General features: G+C 70.6%; 19 protein-coding genes and 1 pseudogene. 8 read left to right on the top strand and 12 right to left on the bottom strand.

Annotation, left to right across the window (positions count from 1 at the left end; genetic code table 11):
• Positions 1 to 67: 67 nt before the first annotated feature.
• Complete coding sequence (locus ACGFYQ_RS17885; RefSeq protein ID WP_393744835.1) at positions 68 to 463, top strand: DUF2267 domain-containing protein; 396 nt, start codon at positions 68 to 70, stop codon at positions 461 to 463.
• A gap of 51 nt (positions 464 to 514) precedes the next feature.
• Positions 515 to 958 carry a DUF2267 domain-containing protein gene (locus ACGFYQ_RS17880; protein ID WP_393744833.1) on the top strand — a complete coding sequence of 148 codons (444 nt, stop codon included), beginning with the start codon at positions 515 to 517 and terminating at the stop codon, positions 956 to 958.
• A gap of 151 nt (positions 959 to 1,109) precedes the next feature.
• Here the strand turns inward: ACGFYQ_RS17880 and ACGFYQ_RS17875 are convergent, their stop codons facing one another.
• Entirely contained in the window at positions 1,110 to 1,469 is a 360-nt protein-coding gene (locus ACGFYQ_RS17875; RefSeq protein WP_393744831.1) for a hypothetical protein, read from the bottom strand.
• Positions 1,470 to 2,368: 899 nt separating this feature from the next.
• On the opposite strand from ACGFYQ_RS17875, the gene ACGFYQ_RS17870 reads away from it, so the two are divergent.
• The 3 genes and pseudogenes from ACGFYQ_RS17870 to ACGFYQ_RS17860 all read left to right on the top strand — a co-directional run bounded on the left by ACGFYQ_RS17870 (position 2,369) and on the right by ACGFYQ_RS17860 (position 4,149).
• The gene (locus ACGFYQ_RS17870) at positions 2,369 to 2,710 is read left to right on the top strand and encodes a MerR family transcriptional regulator (RefSeq protein ID WP_393744829.1); all 342 of its coding nucleotides are present in this window, start codon (positions 2,369 to 2,371) and stop codon (positions 2,708 to 2,710) included.
• A gap of 80 nt (positions 2,711 to 2,790) precedes the next feature.
• Positions 2,791 to 3,490, top strand: a pseudogene (locus ACGFYQ_RS17865) (sensor histidine kinase); the annotation flags it as partial.
• Positions 3,487 to 4,149: a response regulator gene (locus ACGFYQ_RS17860; RefSeq protein ID WP_393744827.1), complete on the top strand. Its 663-nt coding sequence runs from the start codon at positions 3,487 to 3,489 to the stop codon at positions 4,147 to 4,149. The pseudogene ACGFYQ_RS17865 and the gene ACGFYQ_RS17860, both read left to right, overlap by 4 nt.
• Before the next feature lie 85 nt (positions 4,150 to 4,234).
• Here the strand turns inward: ACGFYQ_RS17860 and ACGFYQ_RS17855 are convergent, their stop codons facing one another.
• The 3 genes from ACGFYQ_RS17855 to ACGFYQ_RS17845 are packed head-to-tail and all read right to left on the bottom strand — an operon-like array spanning position 4,235 to position 5,141.
• Positions 4,235 to 4,513 (bottom strand): hypothetical protein, encoded by a 279-nt coding sequence (locus ACGFYQ_RS17855; RefSeq protein ID WP_393744825.1) that lies wholly within the window; start codon positions 4,511 to 4,513, stop codon positions 4,235 to 4,237.
• Entirely contained in the window at positions 4,510 to 4,878 is a 369-nt protein-coding gene (locus ACGFYQ_RS17850; RefSeq protein WP_393744823.1) for a hypothetical protein, read from the bottom strand. Before ACGFYQ_RS17850 ends, ACGFYQ_RS17855 begins: the two co-directional genes overlap by 4 nt.
• On the bottom strand, positions 4,875 to 5,141 hold the full coding sequence (locus ACGFYQ_RS17845; protein ID WP_393744821.1) for a hypothetical protein: 267 nt from the start codon (positions 5,139 to 5,141) through the stop codon (positions 4,875 to 4,877). Before ACGFYQ_RS17845 ends, ACGFYQ_RS17850 begins: the two co-directional genes overlap by 4 nt.
• An 860-nt stretch (positions 5,142 to 6,001) precedes the next feature.
• Here ACGFYQ_RS17845 and ACGFYQ_RS17840 point away from each other — a divergent pair.
• A complete protein-coding gene (locus ACGFYQ_RS17840) occupies positions 6,002 to 6,559 on the top strand; it encodes a DUF5994 family protein (protein ID WP_393744819.1) in 558 nt (185 codons plus the stop codon).
• A 231-nt stretch (positions 6,560 to 6,790) separates the two neighbouring features.
• Here the strand turns inward: ACGFYQ_RS17840 and ACGFYQ_RS17835 are convergent, their stop codons facing one another.
• The 3 genes from ACGFYQ_RS17835 to ACGFYQ_RS17825 all read right to left on the bottom strand — a co-directional run bounded on the left by ACGFYQ_RS17835 (position 6,791) and on the right by ACGFYQ_RS17825 (position 9,456).
• Positions 6,791 to 7,318, bottom strand: coding sequence for a SixA phosphatase family protein (locus ACGFYQ_RS17835; protein ID WP_393744817.1), 528 nt, complete (start codon positions 7,316 to 7,318; stop codon positions 6,791 to 6,793).
• Positions 7,315 to 8,145, bottom strand: a complete 831-nt coding sequence (locus ACGFYQ_RS17830; RefSeq protein WP_393744815.1) for a hypothetical protein — start codon at positions 8,143 to 8,145, stop codon at positions 7,315 to 7,317. The genes ACGFYQ_RS17835 and ACGFYQ_RS17830 overlap by 4 nt, the downstream gene beginning before the upstream one ends.
• A 612-nt stretch (positions 8,146 to 8,757) precedes the next feature.
• A complete protein-coding gene (locus ACGFYQ_RS17825) occupies positions 8,758 to 9,456 on the bottom strand; it encodes a hypothetical protein (RefSeq protein ID WP_393744813.1) in 699 nt (232 codons plus the stop codon).
• Positions 9,457 to 9,948: 492 nt separating this feature from the next.
• On the opposite strand from ACGFYQ_RS17825, the gene ACGFYQ_RS17820 reads away from it, so the two are divergent.
• Together ACGFYQ_RS17820 and ACGFYQ_RS17815 are read left to right on the top strand one after the other, a co-directional pair.
• Positions 9,949 to 10,611 (top strand): response regulator, encoded by a 663-nt coding sequence (locus ACGFYQ_RS17820; protein WP_393744811.1) that lies wholly within the window; start codon positions 9,949 to 9,951, stop codon positions 10,609 to 10,611.
• Positions 10,608 to 11,867: a sensor histidine kinase gene (locus ACGFYQ_RS17815; protein ID WP_393744809.1), complete on the top strand. Its 1,260-nt coding sequence runs from the start codon at positions 10,608 to 10,610 to the stop codon at positions 11,865 to 11,867. Before ACGFYQ_RS17820 ends, ACGFYQ_RS17815 begins: the two co-directional genes overlap by 4 nt.
• Here ACGFYQ_RS17815 and ACGFYQ_RS17810 read toward each other — a convergent pair.
• The 5 genes from ACGFYQ_RS17810 to ACGFYQ_RS17790 form a co-directional block, all read right to left on the bottom strand.
• Positions 11,809 to 12,867, bottom strand: coding sequence for a hypothetical protein (locus ACGFYQ_RS17810; RefSeq protein ID WP_393744807.1), 1,059 nt, complete (start codon positions 12,865 to 12,867; stop codon positions 11,809 to 11,811). The two genes, ACGFYQ_RS17815 and ACGFYQ_RS17810, sit on opposite strands and share 59 nt — an antisense overlap.
• Positions 12,864 to 13,694, bottom strand: coding sequence for an ABC transporter ATP-binding protein (locus ACGFYQ_RS17805; protein ID WP_393745322.1), 831 nt, complete (start codon positions 13,692 to 13,694; stop codon positions 12,864 to 12,866). Before ACGFYQ_RS17805 ends, ACGFYQ_RS17810 begins: the two co-directional genes overlap by 4 nt.
• An 83-nt stretch (positions 13,695 to 13,777) precedes the next feature.
• Positions 13,778 to 14,056 (bottom strand): hypothetical protein, encoded by a 279-nt coding sequence (locus ACGFYQ_RS17800; protein WP_393744805.1) that lies wholly within the window; start codon positions 14,054 to 14,056, stop codon positions 13,778 to 13,780.
• Between the two features lie 65 nt (positions 14,057 to 14,121).
• A complete protein-coding gene (locus ACGFYQ_RS17795; protein ID WP_393744803.1) occupies positions 14,122 to 14,547 on the bottom strand; it encodes a hypothetical protein in 426 nt (141 codons plus the stop codon).
• Between the two features lie 68 nt (positions 14,548 to 14,615).
• Positions 14,616 to 14,954: a helix-turn-helix transcriptional regulator gene (locus tag ACGFYQ_RS17790; RefSeq protein WP_393744801.1), complete on the bottom strand. Its 339-nt coding sequence runs from the start codon at positions 14,952 to 14,954 to the stop codon at positions 14,616 to 14,618.
• Positions 14,955 to 15,035 lie beyond the last annotated feature (81 nt).

Below are 15,035 nucleotides of genomic sequence, written 5' to 3'. Positions count from 1 at the left end.
CGATTCCCCCTCCGGCACCCCGTCCTCCGCACCCCTCGCCCCTTCACCCCTATCCGGAGGTGACGTGATGACGATGCGCCGGGAGGCGTTCCTGGACCACGTCCAGGAACGCGGCGAGTATCAGACTCGGGAGGAGGCCGAACGGGCGGCCCGCGTCGTCCTGGCCCTGCTGGGCGCACACCTGGTCGGCACCGTGCGGGCCGAGCTCGCCGCCCGGCTCCCCGAGACGTACGCCCTGATCCTCCTCAACCCCCTGCAGGCCGCCGAACCGCTCTCACCTGAACGCTTCATCCGCGCGACTGCGGCCTGGATCGAAGGCGCCACCGAGAAGACGGCCCTGTGGGACATCGGCGCGGTCCTCTCCACCGTGGCCGCCGCGGCGGGAGACGTCCTCATGCGCGAGGTCCTGCTGCAGCTCCCGCCCGGCTACGACCTCCTCTTCGGCCACCCCCAGCCCACCTGACCGCGGCCGGCATGAAACCGAGCCCTCGAAGAGAAAGGCAACCTCAGCACCATGTACGACCAGCCTCGAGCGAACCCGTCCCTCGCGGCCATGACGTTCGACCAGATGCTGGAACGCGTGCGCTACGAAGGCGCCTATCCCACCCGCGAACGCGCCGAGGAAGCCGTCCGCACTGTCCTCGCCGCCCTCGGCCGGCAGATCACCGGAGACGAACGCGTCGACCTCGCGCAGTGCCTGCCCGTCGAGGCCGCCCTCACCCTGACCGCCCAGATCCCTGACACCGAACAGCTCACCGGCTGGGGCTTCGTCAAAGACCTGGCCGCCCGCACCGGGGGCACCCCGGCCACCGCGCGCTGGGACACCGGCGCCGTGCTCGCCGTCGTCTCCCGCCTCGCAGGCCCCGACCTCCTCGCCCGAATCCTTCACCAGCTCCCCGGCGGCTACGCACTCCTCTTCGGCCAGGCAGAGCTGCGGCAGCCCCAGCCCGCCGCCTGATCCCGCCCCACCCCGTTCCAGGACTTCCGCAACGCCTGACCGCAGGGGCGGGCGCGGCTGTCGGCACACCCGTACAGGAGTGAGGGCCCGACCGGCTCGTCTCGGTCGGGCCCTCACCTCTGTGAGGGCGGGTTCTGGTCGTAGTGGCGGGTCAGTGGTCGGAGTAGCTGAAGTCGCCCACGGTCCAGGCGCTGACATCCTCGATCGAGACGCGGTACATCCCGCCCGTCTCCGGGATACCCACGGTTCCCTGCAAGATCCGCGCCACATGAAAGTGCAGATGCGTGGGCGGCCCCTCCATACGCGGCATGGCGGTGAACACGGCGGAGAACTCGCCCAGACGGGCGGAATCCGTCAGCACCTCCGACACCCGCTGCCTCCACACGGCTTCGGGAGCCAGCCGACCGGTGATGACAGCACCGCCGGTGACCACGGTCAGGGACATCTGGTTGCTCTGCCCGGACTCCACCAGGGCGGCGACGTTCACGAGCAGCTCGTCAGGCTTCGACATAGAAGCCGACTCTATTCTTCGCTCCACCCCCCTGGCGGTCCGGCGCCTACGATCCGCGCACTCGGCCCGCCGAGGCGCCGAGGCTCTGGGACGGCTGGAGGCGGTAGCACCTGCTGGCTGCCAGCGCGCGGATACAGGGTTGTGTTCGACCTCGTTTACCTCCTCGTCGAACACGCGAAAATCTACGATGGCCGCAGTAGACATTCGATTGCGGTGTGGTTATGGTTTCTCTCGTAGCCGAGATCGAGCAAGGCCCGGAGAGACGAACTGCCGGGCATCAGTACACGCAGTGCGCAGGGCGGTGCGGTGGTGGAGTTCCGAAGCCAGGGTTGTTGCAGGACGGCGACGGGACTGACGACCGGACCGGGCGGCCCGCAGTGATCAGGGGCTGCAGTTAACGCAGTGGCAGTTCAGTAAGTGCAGTTCGAAGTACCAGCAGTGCAGTCAGTGAGCGGTACCTCGGTAAAGGCGTCGGCTGCGGGCGCGCGTACCGGGAAGTTCGGCAGTGGGGTTCTAAGCCAGAGCAGACGCAGGATGGGCGACGGGGCTGGCTGCCGGAGAGTGGCGCTACCGCAGGCCACTGAGTAGTTCGCATCAACAGCAGTACGTAGTCCCCCGTTTGGCAAGTGATCGGTCCAGAGGGAAGAACGGAGGAGTTGACCGCCATCAGGATCGCCCGGGTCGAAAGGCTGAGCCCGGGTACCGCAGGACATCGATAGTGAGGTGGTCTCCGGTCAAGCAACCGCGATCCCCGCGCCCCCGGCCGAGTGCAGGTCAGGTCCGCGGAAACAGAAGGCCGACGCAGTACTAGGGTCGGCAGATGGTGTAGCAGTTCCTTCGGGGCCCTGGTGCCGTACGGCACCAGGGCCCCTCCACGCGTTCCACAGAGAGAGGTGCAAATGACAGCACACGACTCGTTCGACGATCGTCTCGACGACGACGACTACCCCGCGTACACCATGGGCCGGGCCGCAGCCATGCTCGGCACCACCCAGAGCTTCCTCCGCGCCATCGGAGAAGCCCGCCTCATCACCCCGCTCCGCTCAGAGGGCGGACACCGCCGCTACTCCCGTTACCAGCTGCGCATCGCCGCCCGCGCGCGGGAGCTCGTCGACCAGGGCACCCCCATCGAGGCCGCTTGTCGCATCGTCATCCTCGAAGACCAGCTCGCGGAAGCCCAGCGCATCAACGCCGAATACCGGCGCAACCCCGAAACACCCAATCCACCAGCCGCAGTGTGACGACTGCGCCTGCGAGGCAAGGGTGCCGTGGGCCGGGGCGTTTCATAGCGGGAGCGACCGAGGCCGTGTGCCGTACCCCGGCCGCCGGGGCCGCCGGCGAGGCGCTGCGGCAGGCCGAGCGGCGGGCGGACGAGGCCGAGCGCACCCGGGAGGAGACCGCGCGGCGCCGCGCCGACGAGGAGCGCCTGCGCATCGCGCGGGAGCTGCACGATTCACTCACCCACCAGATCTCCGTCATCAAGGTGCAGGCCGAAGTCGCCGTGCATGTGGCCCGCAGGCGGGGTGAGGAGGTGCCGGAGGCCCTGCTGGCAATCCTAGACGGCCGGTCGCGAGACGAGCCGGGAGCTGCGCGCAACGCTGGAGGCGCTGCGCGACGACGACACGGCCCCGCCGCGTGGGCTCAACGATGTCCCGGAGCTGGTGGAACAGGCCCGTACCTTCGGTCTGGACGCGACGCTGACGATCGAGGGACGGCGCCACGAGGTGCCGACCGCGGTGGACCGGACCGTCTACCGGATCGTTCAGGAGTCGCTCACCAACATCGCCCGCCACGCGCACGCCGCAACGGCATCGGTAGGGATCGACTGGCGTTCGGATGCGATTGCGGTACGCGTCGATGACGACGGCAAGGCCTCGCCGGGCACGGCTCCCGCTCCCGGCTTCGGGCTGCTCGGCATGCGCGAGCGGGTCACCGCCCTCGGTGGCCGGCTGCGCGCCGAACCGCTCCCGGGCGGCGGTTTCACCGTCCAGGCCGAACTCCCCGTGGACCGGTCGTCGTGATCCGCGTCGTGCTGGTGGACGACCAGCCGCTCATCCGCAGCGGATTCCGCGCCCTCCACGATCTGGAAGACGACATCGAGGTGGTGGCCGAGGCCGGCGACGGACGGGAGGGCCTGGCCCTGGTCAAGGCGCACCTGCCCGACATCGCGCTCATCGACATCCAGATGCCGGTCATGGACGGCATCGAGGCGACCCGGCGTATCGCCGCGGACCCGGTCCTGGCCGGAGTGCACGTCGTCATCCTCACCAACTACGGCTTCGACGAGTACGTTTTCGACGCACTGCGCGTCGGCGCGACCGGATTCCTCGTCAAGGACATCGTGCCGGAGGACTTCCTCCACGCCGTACGCGTCGCCGCGCGCGGGGACGCCCTGCTCGCGCCGTCGATCACCCGCAAACTGATCAACCGGTACGTCGCCCAGCCGCTCGACACCGCTGCCCGCACGGGGCTGGAAGAGCTGACCAACCGGGAACGCGAGGCCGTCGCCCTGGTCGCGCAGGGCCTGTCCAACGACGAGATCGCCGACCGGATGGTGATCAGCCCGATGACCGCGAAGACCCACGTCAACCGGGCCATGACCAAGCTCCACGCCCGCGACCGCGCCCAGCTCGTGATCCTCGCCTACGAATCCGGCCTGGTGATCCCGCGTAACTCCTGACCTTGATGATCCGTGCCGGTCGGCCCTCGTCCAGCTTCGGTGGAGACGCCAGATCTGTGCGCGAAACACTCCGGCAGGAAGACGATCAGAGCATGTGCAGTGGCGGTACGACCAGGACCACGGCGAGGAGGCGTGGCCTCATTCTCGGGAGCGCCTGGGTCTCGAACCATCCGCCGGAGGGGAGCATGTGACGGCGAGCCGTACCGGGGGTGGGATCGCCGAGTTCGGCCGGGTCGATGCCGAGGTTGGCGAGCTCGACGATCTGGTCGACGACGGCCGTCACCTCGTCGCGCACGACCTTCGGGTAGCCGACCTCGTCCTCGGCGTGGAAGGCGTACTCCCACACCCAACGGTCGTCGGTCACTGCGCGGCCTCGCCGACGGTACGGATGCCTGCCTCGGCGGCGGCGGCGTTGCGAATGCGGCTGATCTCGGCAGCGACGTCGCGCGCCTCGCCGAGGTCGCTGACCTCTCCGGCGCGGGCTTCGAGCGCGCGGAGCCGGGCGGCGGTCTCCGGGTGCCGGGCGATGGCCACCTCGACGGCCCACGCCTCCGTGAAGGTGCGGAGGGGAACTGCGGACACCTCGGCGCGCGCGCGGGCGGTGCTGGCCGCGCGGTCGCGGTCGAAGTCGGCGAGCAGGTGCGGGGCAACCTGGGCGAGGGCGGCGCGGATGGCCTCGGGTTGGGCGGGCGGCTGCGGGACGGCGGACGGCTGGGGCGCGGTACTCATGCGGCTTCGGTCCTCTCCTCCTGATCCGGTTCGCCCGCCTGGTAGGCGTTGGCGAGGGTGGTCACATGCTGGCGGGACCATCCGACGCGGCGGCCTACCGCTGCCTTCTGCCCGTAGCGGTCGGCGGAGCCGATGCGGCCTGCCGTGCGGTTGAGATGAGCCTGCGCCCGCGCGAGAGCCTGCTCGGCCCGCCGGACGGCTTTGAGGGCCGCGTCCAGGTCGGTCTTCTCATCGTCGGTCAGGGGGTCACTCATGGCTCGCACAGCCCGAGCATAAACCGTCACCTCTCCCTGACGCTATGAAGCCATCTCGAAAGACATCCAAGCCGAAGGCGCCAGGGCTCCTGGAGACGGCGGGCCGATCCGTGATCCGTGCGGCGCAGCCACCCGCGCAAGGGATTCTCCCTGCCTGACAGGAACGCGTGAAGTCGGCGGCCGTGCCACAACGTGCCGGTAAAGGCGGTAAACAACGGTCAGCAAGGGATCGGACGCGGCAGCCCGACCGGCGCCTTTGGCATCCGTTTCTGCAGGTCAGAGGCCATCCGTGCGCCCAAGTACCGAGTGGTTCCCAAGCTTATAGCGCGGGTTCGATTCCCGTCATCCGCTCTTGAATGAAGGCCCAGGTCAGCGACCTGGGCCTTCTTCGTCGTCAGTGGCGACGTCACGGGAGCGCGGCCACCACACGCCGTCGAGGGCCTCTTCACGTGACTGCGTCGTCTCCAGTCGGACCAGTGCCGTGCCGGGCCTGACCGCTTGGTGGATCTCGTCCGGGAGGCGCTTCGGAGGAGTGGGGCTGTCGGATACGGCCATGGCGGCTTCGCCTGTCTGCGAGGTGCGGCGACACGTCGTCCGATGCCGGCAGCGGCATCGGGATGGCTGTTGACCGGCAAGATGGCGCCGCGGATTCACGGTAGTCCGTGTGCCTGCGGTGATGCTCGTGGCCACACGCCCTGGGACGCCTCGCCGATACCGGAAAATACCTGGTCAGAGGCGGGTTCCGGGGCCGCGGACCGGAGTAGGGTGAAGGAACCGGGAGTATTTCGTACGCCCGTTCCATGCGGACGTCATTTCCGGCGATCAAGGCACCGGGCCGTACTCGGACGGCTCGGGGACAGGTCCGCGCCATGACTCCGACCATTGACCGCGCGGCGTCCCGCGTACTGGCTCCCGCTCTCCCGGCGCGCCTGTCTCTCACGCCGAAGACCGCACTTGCCGGCCAGTTGGACGGCGCCTGGTGGCCACGCTCCCGTGACCTCGACGCCGAGCTTCCGGCGCTGGCCGACGCGCTGGACGAACCCTGGGGACGGATGACTCACGTCACGGTGAACCCCACCCGCTGGCCCGTCATCCCGCACAAGGTTCCCGTCGCCGGGCACACCGTGCACGTGGGCTGGTTCACCGAACAGGATCCCGACAAGCTGATTCTGCTCTCCGGCACCGTCGGACGCTGGGACCTGCTGGTGATCCCGCCCGACACCCAGCCCGCCGCCGCAGCCCGGCTGATGGCCGCCGCCGCGATCCCGGGGAGCGTCCTCACCGCTCGCGCGCTGATGGCAGCCGAAGCCGCCATCGGTGGTGGCATGCGGGACGCGCGAAGCCGCGTAGAGGACTGGGAGAGCGAAGGCGGGGCGTGCATGTCACCCTTCGGCGACCTGCCGGGGCGACGGTCCACCTGGAGGTGAGCACCACGGGCGGGCGCCAGGAGCCCCCGGTCAGCCGGACGACACCAGTCGTCGAGCCCACCGCACGGATGCCGACCGGTGAGGGGCGTGGCTCCCTCCGACCGGGGCAGCGGGCGGGACGCGAAGGCGTCCCGCCCGCCGATTTCTCACCCCGCCCAGGAGGCAGCACGCCGTCTTGAAACACACCCAGACAGACATGCTGCCGTCGGTCGGACACGCCGAGATCCCCCGTCAGGGGTTCGCGCCGCGGGGCACGGCCATGTCGGTCAGCCGGGCGGCACCAGGTTCGACGAACGCCCAGGGCCCCGGCACGCGCAGCACGGCGATCGCGGATGTCGGAAACTTCGCACGGGTCTGCTCCAGCGCGTAGCCGCCCGTCTCACCGGCAAGCAGCAGGACCAGCTCCTGCACGCCGGGGTTGTGCCCGATCAACATCAGCGTCCGTACGTGCGCGGGGATCTCTCGTACGACGTCGAGCAACTCCCCGGCGCTCCCCCCGTAGATGCGCTCCTCGCGGATCACCGCAATGCCGGCGCCGAGCTCGGCCGCGACGAGGTCCCACGTCTGGCGGGTGCGACGGGCGGGGGAACACACGACGAGGTCGGGAACACAGTCGGCCTCGCGCAGCCAGCGGCCGGCCGCCGGGGCGTCGCGGCAGCCGCGCGGGGCGAGCGGCCGCTCGGAGTCCGCCACGTCCTGCGGCCAGGCGGACTTGGCGTGCCGCAGGACGACCAGGCGCCGCAAGGTGCCCGGAGTCATGGCGTCGCCGGGTGCTGGTGGCCGACCTCGCGCGCGAGGTCCAGCCCGAGGACGCGGTCGAGAAAGGCGAACGTCTCGAACTTGGCACCGGTCGGCACGTCGGCGCGCTTCGCCACGCTGTCCAGCACGTCCAGGACAGCGGGGACGCCGAGATCATCGGCGAGCGCGGCATGGGCCTGTCGCAGCACGTCGGCGGGGATCGGCCTGGACGGCTCCTGCGCCCAGTCGGCCACCTGCTGCCGCCAGCGCGTCAGCATCCGCCGGGCCTCGGCGAGCGCGGCGCTGGTGACCGTGACCGGCGTGCGGTAGGCGTGGCCGAGCAACAGCATCCTCACAGCCAGCGGATCGGTCCCCTCTCGGGCGAATGCGTCCGGGAGACCCGAGACGAGAAGGTGGCCAGCGTCCGGGACGCCCCCGTCCGGTGGTACTGCGCCGACCTGGCCCACGTCGATCCGGACCCCGCCGATGGCATCCTGCACGGCGGTGCCGTACGCGAGCACGTGCACGTCGGCAGCAGCGCACATCGTCTCGGTCAGATGGTGAACGCCGACGGTGGCGGGCGGGTGGATGCCGAGAACGGCCATGGCCCGTTCGAGCGTCCGGGCCGGCTCAGGCGGCAGGTCCGGCGTACTGAGGACCGTGACGGACTGCAGCCCGTGCAACTCCGCGGTGCGCGCCAGTACGTCACCGACCAGTGGCGCCCGCACGTGCACCGCGCCGATCCCGGTGTCGATGACCGGCAGGTGGACGCAGATGCGCAGCAGGTGGCGGTGTGCGGAGGGGATCTCCGCGAGGCGGCCGGTGCGGGTGTCGGCGATACGCAGCATGATGCGGAGGCTAGTCGCGGAAACCTCCGGTTCGGGGGAGGACCTGACCCAGGATGCCGACGTTGTGGAATACCGGGCGTCGCACGGTCGTGGGGTCGCAGTCCTGTCGGTCGAGGTGCGCTGACCGTGTCGGCTGTCTGGCCTGTATCGCCGCGAAACGTCACTGGTGCCGGAGAAACGCCAGGGGCATACCATGATGAATGGGTCGGTGCACTCTCACGTGCAGCGCCCGGAAGGGCGGCCCCGGCGTGTGAATGTGCCGGGGCCGTTGTGTCACCCTCGTCGCGTTTGCAGGGAGCGGGGCATGATCCATTCAGCCGATGTCCGCGAGTGGCGCGACTGCGACGTCGTCGACCCGAAAGGACACAGGATCGGCTCGCCTACCAGCCGGGTGCCAGCGGCGAACGGCAACTCGCTCGCCGCTGACCGCCCCGGGCCCCGTGCCGGAGGAGGTGTTCTCCCCATGGCGGTCAGTTCATCGAGGTCGTCCTCGGTACCCGGGTGGATCCGCGGTGGAACCACGGTTGAGGAAGATCGCTTGAGCCGGCATCGGACCACCGCTACTCGGCCTGTGCGCCGGGCGGTGCACAGGCCGAGGCGGTCGGGGCCGGGTCAGGTTCCGGTCTTGCACTTGAGCGTGAAGTTGAGCGAGTCCGTCGCGTCACCCGCGGTGAGGGACACGGTCACGGACGGGGCCGGATTCCCAGGTGCAGCGCGCGGAGCGGCCCTCACGGTGAAGGAAGCGGTCGCGGTCGAGGGCTCGGTGAACTTGACCGTGGGCGTGCTCGTCTTGCCCACGCCCGACCACTTGTACTTCACGTTCCCCGTGCCCGTTCCGGTGATCTTCCCCTGGAAGGTGACGTTCTGCGCCACGGAGCAATCGACGTCCACCGCGGGGGTGGTCGACGCACCCGTGACCTCCACGTCCGATATGTCGGCGGCAGTGGTAGCGGGCGTCCTGGGGGGCTTGCTGCAGCCGACCGCCGGGTTGTTTCCACCACCGGTACCCCTCGCGGTGTAGGAGCCCTTCTTGACGTCCTCCTCCGTGACGGCGCCCTGCTGGTTCGCGGTGCGGGTGAAATTCTCCGGACCCGTGACCCTGACCTGCTGGCCGGCCTTGAAGTCGGTCAGTACGAGGTCGAACTCGACGGGGTTCGTACCCGGGGCCACGACGAGCTTGCAGGTCGCCTGCGGGGCCGCGGCGGGCGCCGCCGGCATGGCATGGGCGGCCATCGCTGGTGTCAGGGCAACCGCGGAAGCAACGAGCGGGGCGAGCGGGGCGAGCAGTGCGTATCGAACGTGCCGATTCATGCGTTCCCTCCTAGCTGGGAAGGCATTGCTGGAAGTTGAGTCGAGCCACAGGGGGCACGGGACGCGTGCGGCGGCCTCGCGGGCCCGCTCCCCGTGCCGGGCGTGCGCGGCCTGCCCCATCGACCTGTCGGCCGGCAACCGGCTTCCTGCCCGTCCGGATTCCTGGGCCATGAACGTCCTTTTCACCGTAGCGCCGCATCCCCACCACGGCGCGCCGAGCGAAACGAACGCCGTAACGGGTGCTGCGTACCGTCGTGGGATGAACGCAAGAGCGAGCGAGACCTGCCGAAGGGACGTGTGATCTCTTCCCGGATGACCCCTGAGCGGCCTGCTCGACGGCCTTCTTCCGGGCAGCCCGCACCATCCGGTTCGATCACGGCTTCGAAGTCCGCGAAGCTGGCGGTGGCGGCTGGATCCCGCTCTGGCGAACGACCGGGACGGACAGGCGTTGTTATGGTCGAAGGGATGGACCGGCCAAAGGGGGATGGTTCAGTGATCCGGGTCCTGATCGTCGACGACGAACGGCTGCTGCGCACCTGTATGCAGCAGATTTTGGAGTCCGAACCGGACATCCAGGTGCCCGCGACCTGTGACGGTCCCGAGGCCCTTTCGGCGGTCGCGGTCCACCGCCCCGACGTGGTGCTGCTCGACCTGCGGATGCCGGGCACCGACGGCCTGGCGGTGCTGGAGGCACTGCGGGCCGAGCAGGCGCCGCCCGCCGTCGCCGTGCTGACCACCTTCTCCGCCGAGGAGGACGTCACACGCGCGCTGAGTGCCGGGGCCTCGGGGTTCCTGCTCAAGGACACCGCGCCCGACGAGCTCATCCACTCGGTGCGGCTGATCGCGGCCGGGGGGACGGTGCTGTCGGCGCCGGTCGCGCGGTCCGTCGTACAGGGCTACCTCGCACAGGGTTCGGCGAGTCCCGGGCCCGCGATGCCGGACTCCCTGACGGCACGCGAGCGCGAGGTCCTGGCGTTACTCGCGGACGGGCTGGCCAATGCCGAGATCGGGCGACGGCTGGGGCTGAGCTCGGCCACGGCGAAGGACCACGTCAGCGCGATCCTCGGCAAGCTCGAGCTGGAGAACCGGGTCCAGGCCGCCGTCTTCGCCCACCGGGCGGGGCTGGCCCGGACGGATCCCCGGCCGGCCGCGTGAGGTTTCCGCCGGTCGCGCAGGCGGCCGTCGTCCTCGCGGTCTCGGGCGCGGAGGTCGTCACGGTGTGGGGCGAGAGCGATCCATCGGACCTGGTGCTGTACGGCTTCACCCTCGCGGCGGTCGCGGTCTGCACGCGGTACCCGGTCCCGGCGCTGCTGGCCACGCTGCCCGTCGCGTACACCGGCTACCTCGTGCTCGCGCCCCTGTTCGCGATGTACCAGGTGGCGGTCGCGGCGCGGTCCCGAAGAGTGATGCTGGCCTGCTCCGGTCTCCTCTTCCTGGCCACCCTCGCCTACTGGCACCCGGCCGAGCTTCCGGAGGGGTGGACACCCGAGTACGGCCTGATGGGGCTGGTCTCCGCCGCGCTGGCCAGTGCCGGCCCGACCGCACTGGGTTCGCTCACGCGGGCGAGGCGGGAATTGTCCCTGCACATCGCCGGGCTGGTCGCGGCGCAGGAGCGCGAGCGGGGACTCCATGCCCGCACCGCGGCCGCCGAGGAACGGGCCCGGCTGGCCCGGGACATGCACGACTCGGTCTCGTACCACGTCAGCCTGATCGTGGTGCGGGCCGGGGCGCTGGAGCGGACCGCCGGTGAACGGGAGAGCCGGGAGGCAGCCGCGTCGATCCGGCAGCTGGGCGCCGCGACGATGACCGAACTACGGCGCGTGGTCGGCCTGTTGAAGGAGGGGCCGGGCGGCGACGGGCCGGAGCTGCGGCAGGTGCCCGCGCTGATCGAGGAGAGCGGGCTGGACGTCTCGGCGGACCTGGAGGACGCGCTGGCGCGCCCGTGGCCCGCGGCCGTGCAGGAGGCGGCGTTCCGGATCGTGCAAGAGGCGCTGACCAACGTACGCAAGCACGCGTCCGGAGCGGCCACGGCGGTACTGGCCGCCCCCGCGCCGGGGCCCGGCCCGGAGGGCCTGCTCGTCGAGATCCGCAGCCGTGCGCCGGCGCGCGCCGCCCGGCCGACGCCGGGGCCGAAGCCGACGCCGACGCCGACCCCGTTGAACGGCGGGGGGCACGGGCTGACCGGGCTGCGCGAGCGGGCTCTGGCCCTCGGCGGCAGCCTGGAGGCCGGCCCTACACCGGACGGCGGCTTCCTGGTCCGCGCGTACCTCCCCGCCCGGGTGCTCTCAACGGAGCCGGAAACAGAGTCGGAACCGGAGTCGGAGCGGCTCGGTGAGGGCGGCGGGACACCCCCTACGGGGCGTCCCGCCTTCGGTAGGCCCAGGCGCCGGCGGCAGCCAGGGCCAGGGTGAACAGGACGTACACCAGCAGTCCGGTCCCGGGGCCGAGGTCGCTGCCGAGCATGGCCTGCGCGAAGGCGGCGTCCCCGTCGTCCTGCGCGTTGTCCGGGGCACCCGACATCGCGGCCCGCGCGGCCGCGAAGGGCAGCCATCCGCCGAGCCCCTCGACGCCGAGGAGCCGTCCGAGGAGCAGGCCCGTCAGCCGCTCGGCGATCAGCGGCCACACCACGAGGACCAGTACGGTTCCCGCCCGGTTGCGCACGAGCGCCGCCACCGAGCCGGCCACCACCGGCCAGCAGGCCATCACCGGCACGAAGCGCAGCAGCGCGGGCAGCGCCTGCCCCCAAGCGGGCTGGGGCAGCCCGGACACGGCGAGGGCCAGTGCCCCGGCAGCCCCGGCGAGCAGGGCGGACGCGGCGGCGACGGCGGCGGCCGACACCGCCGCGACGCCGAGCTTCGCGGCGAACGCCGTCCCCCGGGAGGCGGCGGTCAGCCAGGTCGTACGGGCCGCTCCGCGCGCGAGGTCGGTGCTGACGGAGCCGGTGCCGAGCGCGATGAGCAACAGGGCCAGCATCGGTACCTGGGTGGCGGCCGGAGACCACTGCAAGGCGTCCGCGACCGCCGCGGGCGTGGGGGCCGCGCTCGCGTCGGCGACCAGCAGCAGGGCCACCCCGTTGCCGATGGCCAGGAGGGCCACCACAGCGAGCAGGATCCAGGTGGAGCGCAAGCCGCACAGGTGGTGCCATTCGTAGGCCGCGGCCCGGCGCAGGGCGGTGGCGGCGGACGGCGTCTGCGGCCGGGGGCGCGCCGGGACGGCGTACGCGCCCAGCGCCCCGTCCGCCCGCGCCGTGTGCGCGTGCGCCGCCATCTCCGCCGCCGTCTCCGTCTCCGTCTCCGTCTCCGTCTCCGTCTCCGTCTCCGTCTCCGTCTCCGTCTGCGTCTGCGTCTCCGTCTCCGTCTCCGTCTGCGTCTGCGTCTGCGTCTCTGGAGGGTCCGTCATCGGGGTGCTCATCGGATGTGGAACTCCTCGTGCGCGACGGAGAGGTAGAAGTCCTCGAGGGAAGGCGGTCGTTCGTCCAGCCAGCTGAGCGCCAACGACTCGGCGGCCGCCAGTGCCCCGACCTGGAAGCGGTCCAGTCCGCTGATCGCGATCAGGTCTCCCTCGAGCGGCCTCGTCGTGCCGCCCGCCCTCGCTACGAGCTGCGTCAGCCGATCGGGGTGCGGACTCTGCGCGGTGACGGTCCCGGTCCGGGCGGCGATCTCCCGCACCGTGGTCTGCGCGACCACCCGGCCCCGTGCGAGAACGATCACCCCGTCGGCGAGCTGCTCCATCTCCCCCAGGAGGTGGCTGGAGACAAGGATGGCCCGCCCCTCCGCGGCGAGGCCGCGCAGGAACGTACGCAACCAGCGCAGGGAGTGCGGATCGAGGCCGTTCCCCGGTTCGTCGAGGATGAGTACGGGCGGATCTCCGAGCATCGCCTGGGCGATGCCGACCCGCTGGGCCATGCCCAGGGAGAGGGCCCCCAGCCGCAGCCCGGCAGCCTCGCGCAGGCCGACCAGGTCGAGGACCTCGTCAACCCGTCGGCCCGGCAGGCCCATGCCGGCGGCGACCATCCCCAGGTGGGTACGGACCCGGTGACGGGGGTGGCCGGCGACGCCGCCGAGAACGGCCCCGACCACATGGCCCGGGGAACTCCAGGACGAAAGGGGCCGGCCGAGGAAGAGGGTCTGCCCCTCGCCCCTGAGCAGGCCGAGCACGATCCGGATGGCGGTGCTCTTTCCGGCTCCGTTGGCCCCCAGGAATCCGGTCACCGAACCGGGGGGAACGCGCAACGACACGTCGTGCAGAACGGTTTTCGAGCCGAACGCACGGCTCAGGGAACAAGCGGTCAGGCCACTGTCGGCGGGGGCTCCCGAGGAATTCACCAGGGCCACCCGTGGATGTTCCACGCGATCAGGCCGATGACGGCGGCGCCGACGACGCAGCTCGCCCCGCCCCAGCTCGGGCTCTTCCGGGAAAGGCCGCAATAGAGCAGACCGCCGAGGGTCAGAAGTATCCCCGCCCCGTAAAGCAGCCATCCGACGGTCCGGCCGGTGTCCCCGGACAGGAAGAAGAAAACCGGGAATGTAAGGGCGAGCAGAACCATGGGTGCCGCGAAGAATGAGTCCACCGGAGTGGATCCGGACTTATCTGTGGTCATGCCGCGCCTTCCGTTCGTTGAAGAGGGGCCGCCCCCCTGAGTTGCCCAGGGGGGCGGCCGGAGTTTTAGCCGATCCAGTTCAGCAGCTGCTCGAACACCCAGGTCTGGGTGCCGCCGCTGAGCAGCCACCAGGCGCTCTTGACGGACCAGTGCTGGTCACCCATCCAGTTGTTGAACGCGGCCCGGCCTTCCTTGGCCTTGGAGACGGCCTTCGAGAACAGGCCGCCCGTCCGCTTCAGGAGCTCCATGAAAGCCTTGCCCTTGCCGTTCGCGGCGGCTTCCTGCACGGCGGCCACGTCGGCGGGGCTGGCGGCCGGCGCCTGCGCGCTGCCGCCGAACTGCCCGGCGGTGGTCACCGCGCCGGAGGGCGAGTGGGAGGCGACGGAGACGACCGGGGAGGCGGTCTGGGCGGCGCTGGCAACAGGGGCCGCGACACCGATCGCCAGGGCCGCGACGATCGAAGCGGCGGCTATACGGGCTGACTTCGTCATGCTGTTCTCTCTTTCAGCGACACGATCACTTGACGAAGACAACTCTCGCCAGCCCAACGCCCTTGTTTCTACTGTCCGTTAGGGAGGCCCAGGCTTCTGTGGACCTCGGCATGGCGAAGTATCGACAAGGCCGTCGCATCGCCGCGCGAACGCAACTCGAGCTTCGTGATGATGCTGGACACATGGGCCTTTACGGTGCGTTCGGCGATTCCCATCCGCCGGGCCAGCAGGCGGTTGCTCTCACCCAGTGCGAGCATGTGCAGCACTTCCCTTTCCCGGCGGGTGAGCCGGGATAAATCGGGAGTGGCCACGTTCATCACGTGCGATGCCCCCAAGTCGCAGTCGTGGAAGGGATCGAGCACGTCGTGGGAGGAACAGGGACCAGAACTGCGGGCAGCCTCGAGCATCAGGAATCCCCCGATTCATTCGTGTACAGGACGCTGGTGCAGCCCTCTCGTGGTCAGCGGGAGGACTCCTGGTGGCCATGC

The sequence above is a fragment of the Streptomyces sp. NPDC048258 genome (genome assembly GCF_043201995.1).
Taxonomy (GTDB): Bacteria; Actinomycetota; Actinomycetes; order Streptomycetales; family Streptomycetaceae; genus Streptomyces.
This window is presented reverse-complemented; position numbering and strand designations above follow the sequence as displayed.

Excerpts from the sequence above, each read along its gene's own strand:
- ACGFYQ_RS17830 (WP_393744815.1), bottom strand. The coding sequence starts at position 8,145 with ATGCTGCGTATCGCCGACACCCGCACCGGCCGCCTCGCGGAGATCCCC.
- ACGFYQ_RS17840 (WP_393744819.1), top strand. The coding sequence starts at position 6,002 with ATGACTCCGACCATTGACCGCGCGGCGTCCCGCGTACTGGCTCCCGCT.
- ACGFYQ_RS17885 (WP_393744835.1), top strand. The coding sequence starts at position 68 with ATGACGATGCGCCGGGAGGCGTTCCTGGACCACGTCCAGGAACGCGGC.
- ACGFYQ_RS17870 (WP_393744829.1), top strand. The coding sequence starts at position 2,369 with ATGACAGCACACGACTCGTTCGACGATCGTCTCGACGACGACGACTAC.
- ACGFYQ_RS17835 (WP_393744817.1), bottom strand. The coding sequence starts at position 7,318 with ATGACTCCGGGCACCTTGCGGCGCCTGGTCGTCCTGCGGCACGCCAAG.
- ACGFYQ_RS17875 (WP_393744831.1), bottom strand. The coding sequence starts at position 1,469 with ATGTCGAAGCCTGACGAGCTGCTCGTGAACGTCGCCGCCCTGGTGGAG.
- ACGFYQ_RS17880 (WP_393744833.1), top strand. The coding sequence starts at position 515 with ATGTACGACCAGCCTCGAGCGAACCCGTCCCTCGCGGCCATGACGTTC.
- ACGFYQ_RS17795 (WP_393744803.1), bottom strand. The coding sequence starts at position 14,547 with ATGACGAAGTCAGCCCGTATAGCCGCCGCTTCGATCGTCGCGGCCCTG.
- ACGFYQ_RS17825 (WP_393744813.1), bottom strand. The coding sequence starts at position 9,456 with ATGAATCGGCACGTTCGATACGCACTGCTCGCCCCGCTCGCCCCGCTC.
- ACGFYQ_RS17790 (WP_393744801.1), bottom strand. The coding sequence starts at position 14,954 with ATGCTCGAGGCTGCCCGCAGTTCTGGTCCCTGTTCCTCCCACGACGTG.
- ACGFYQ_RS17800 (WP_393744805.1), bottom strand. The coding sequence starts at position 14,056 with ATGACCACAGATAAGTCCGGATCCACTCCGGTGGACTCATTCTTCGCG.
- ACGFYQ_RS17810 (WP_393744807.1), bottom strand. The coding sequence starts at position 12,867 with ATGAGCACCCCGATGACGGACCCTCCAGAGACGCAGACGCAGACGCAG.
- ACGFYQ_RS17850 (WP_393744823.1), bottom strand. The coding sequence starts at position 4,878 with ATGAGTACCGCGCCCCAGCCGTCCGCCGTCCCGCAGCCGCCCGCCCAA.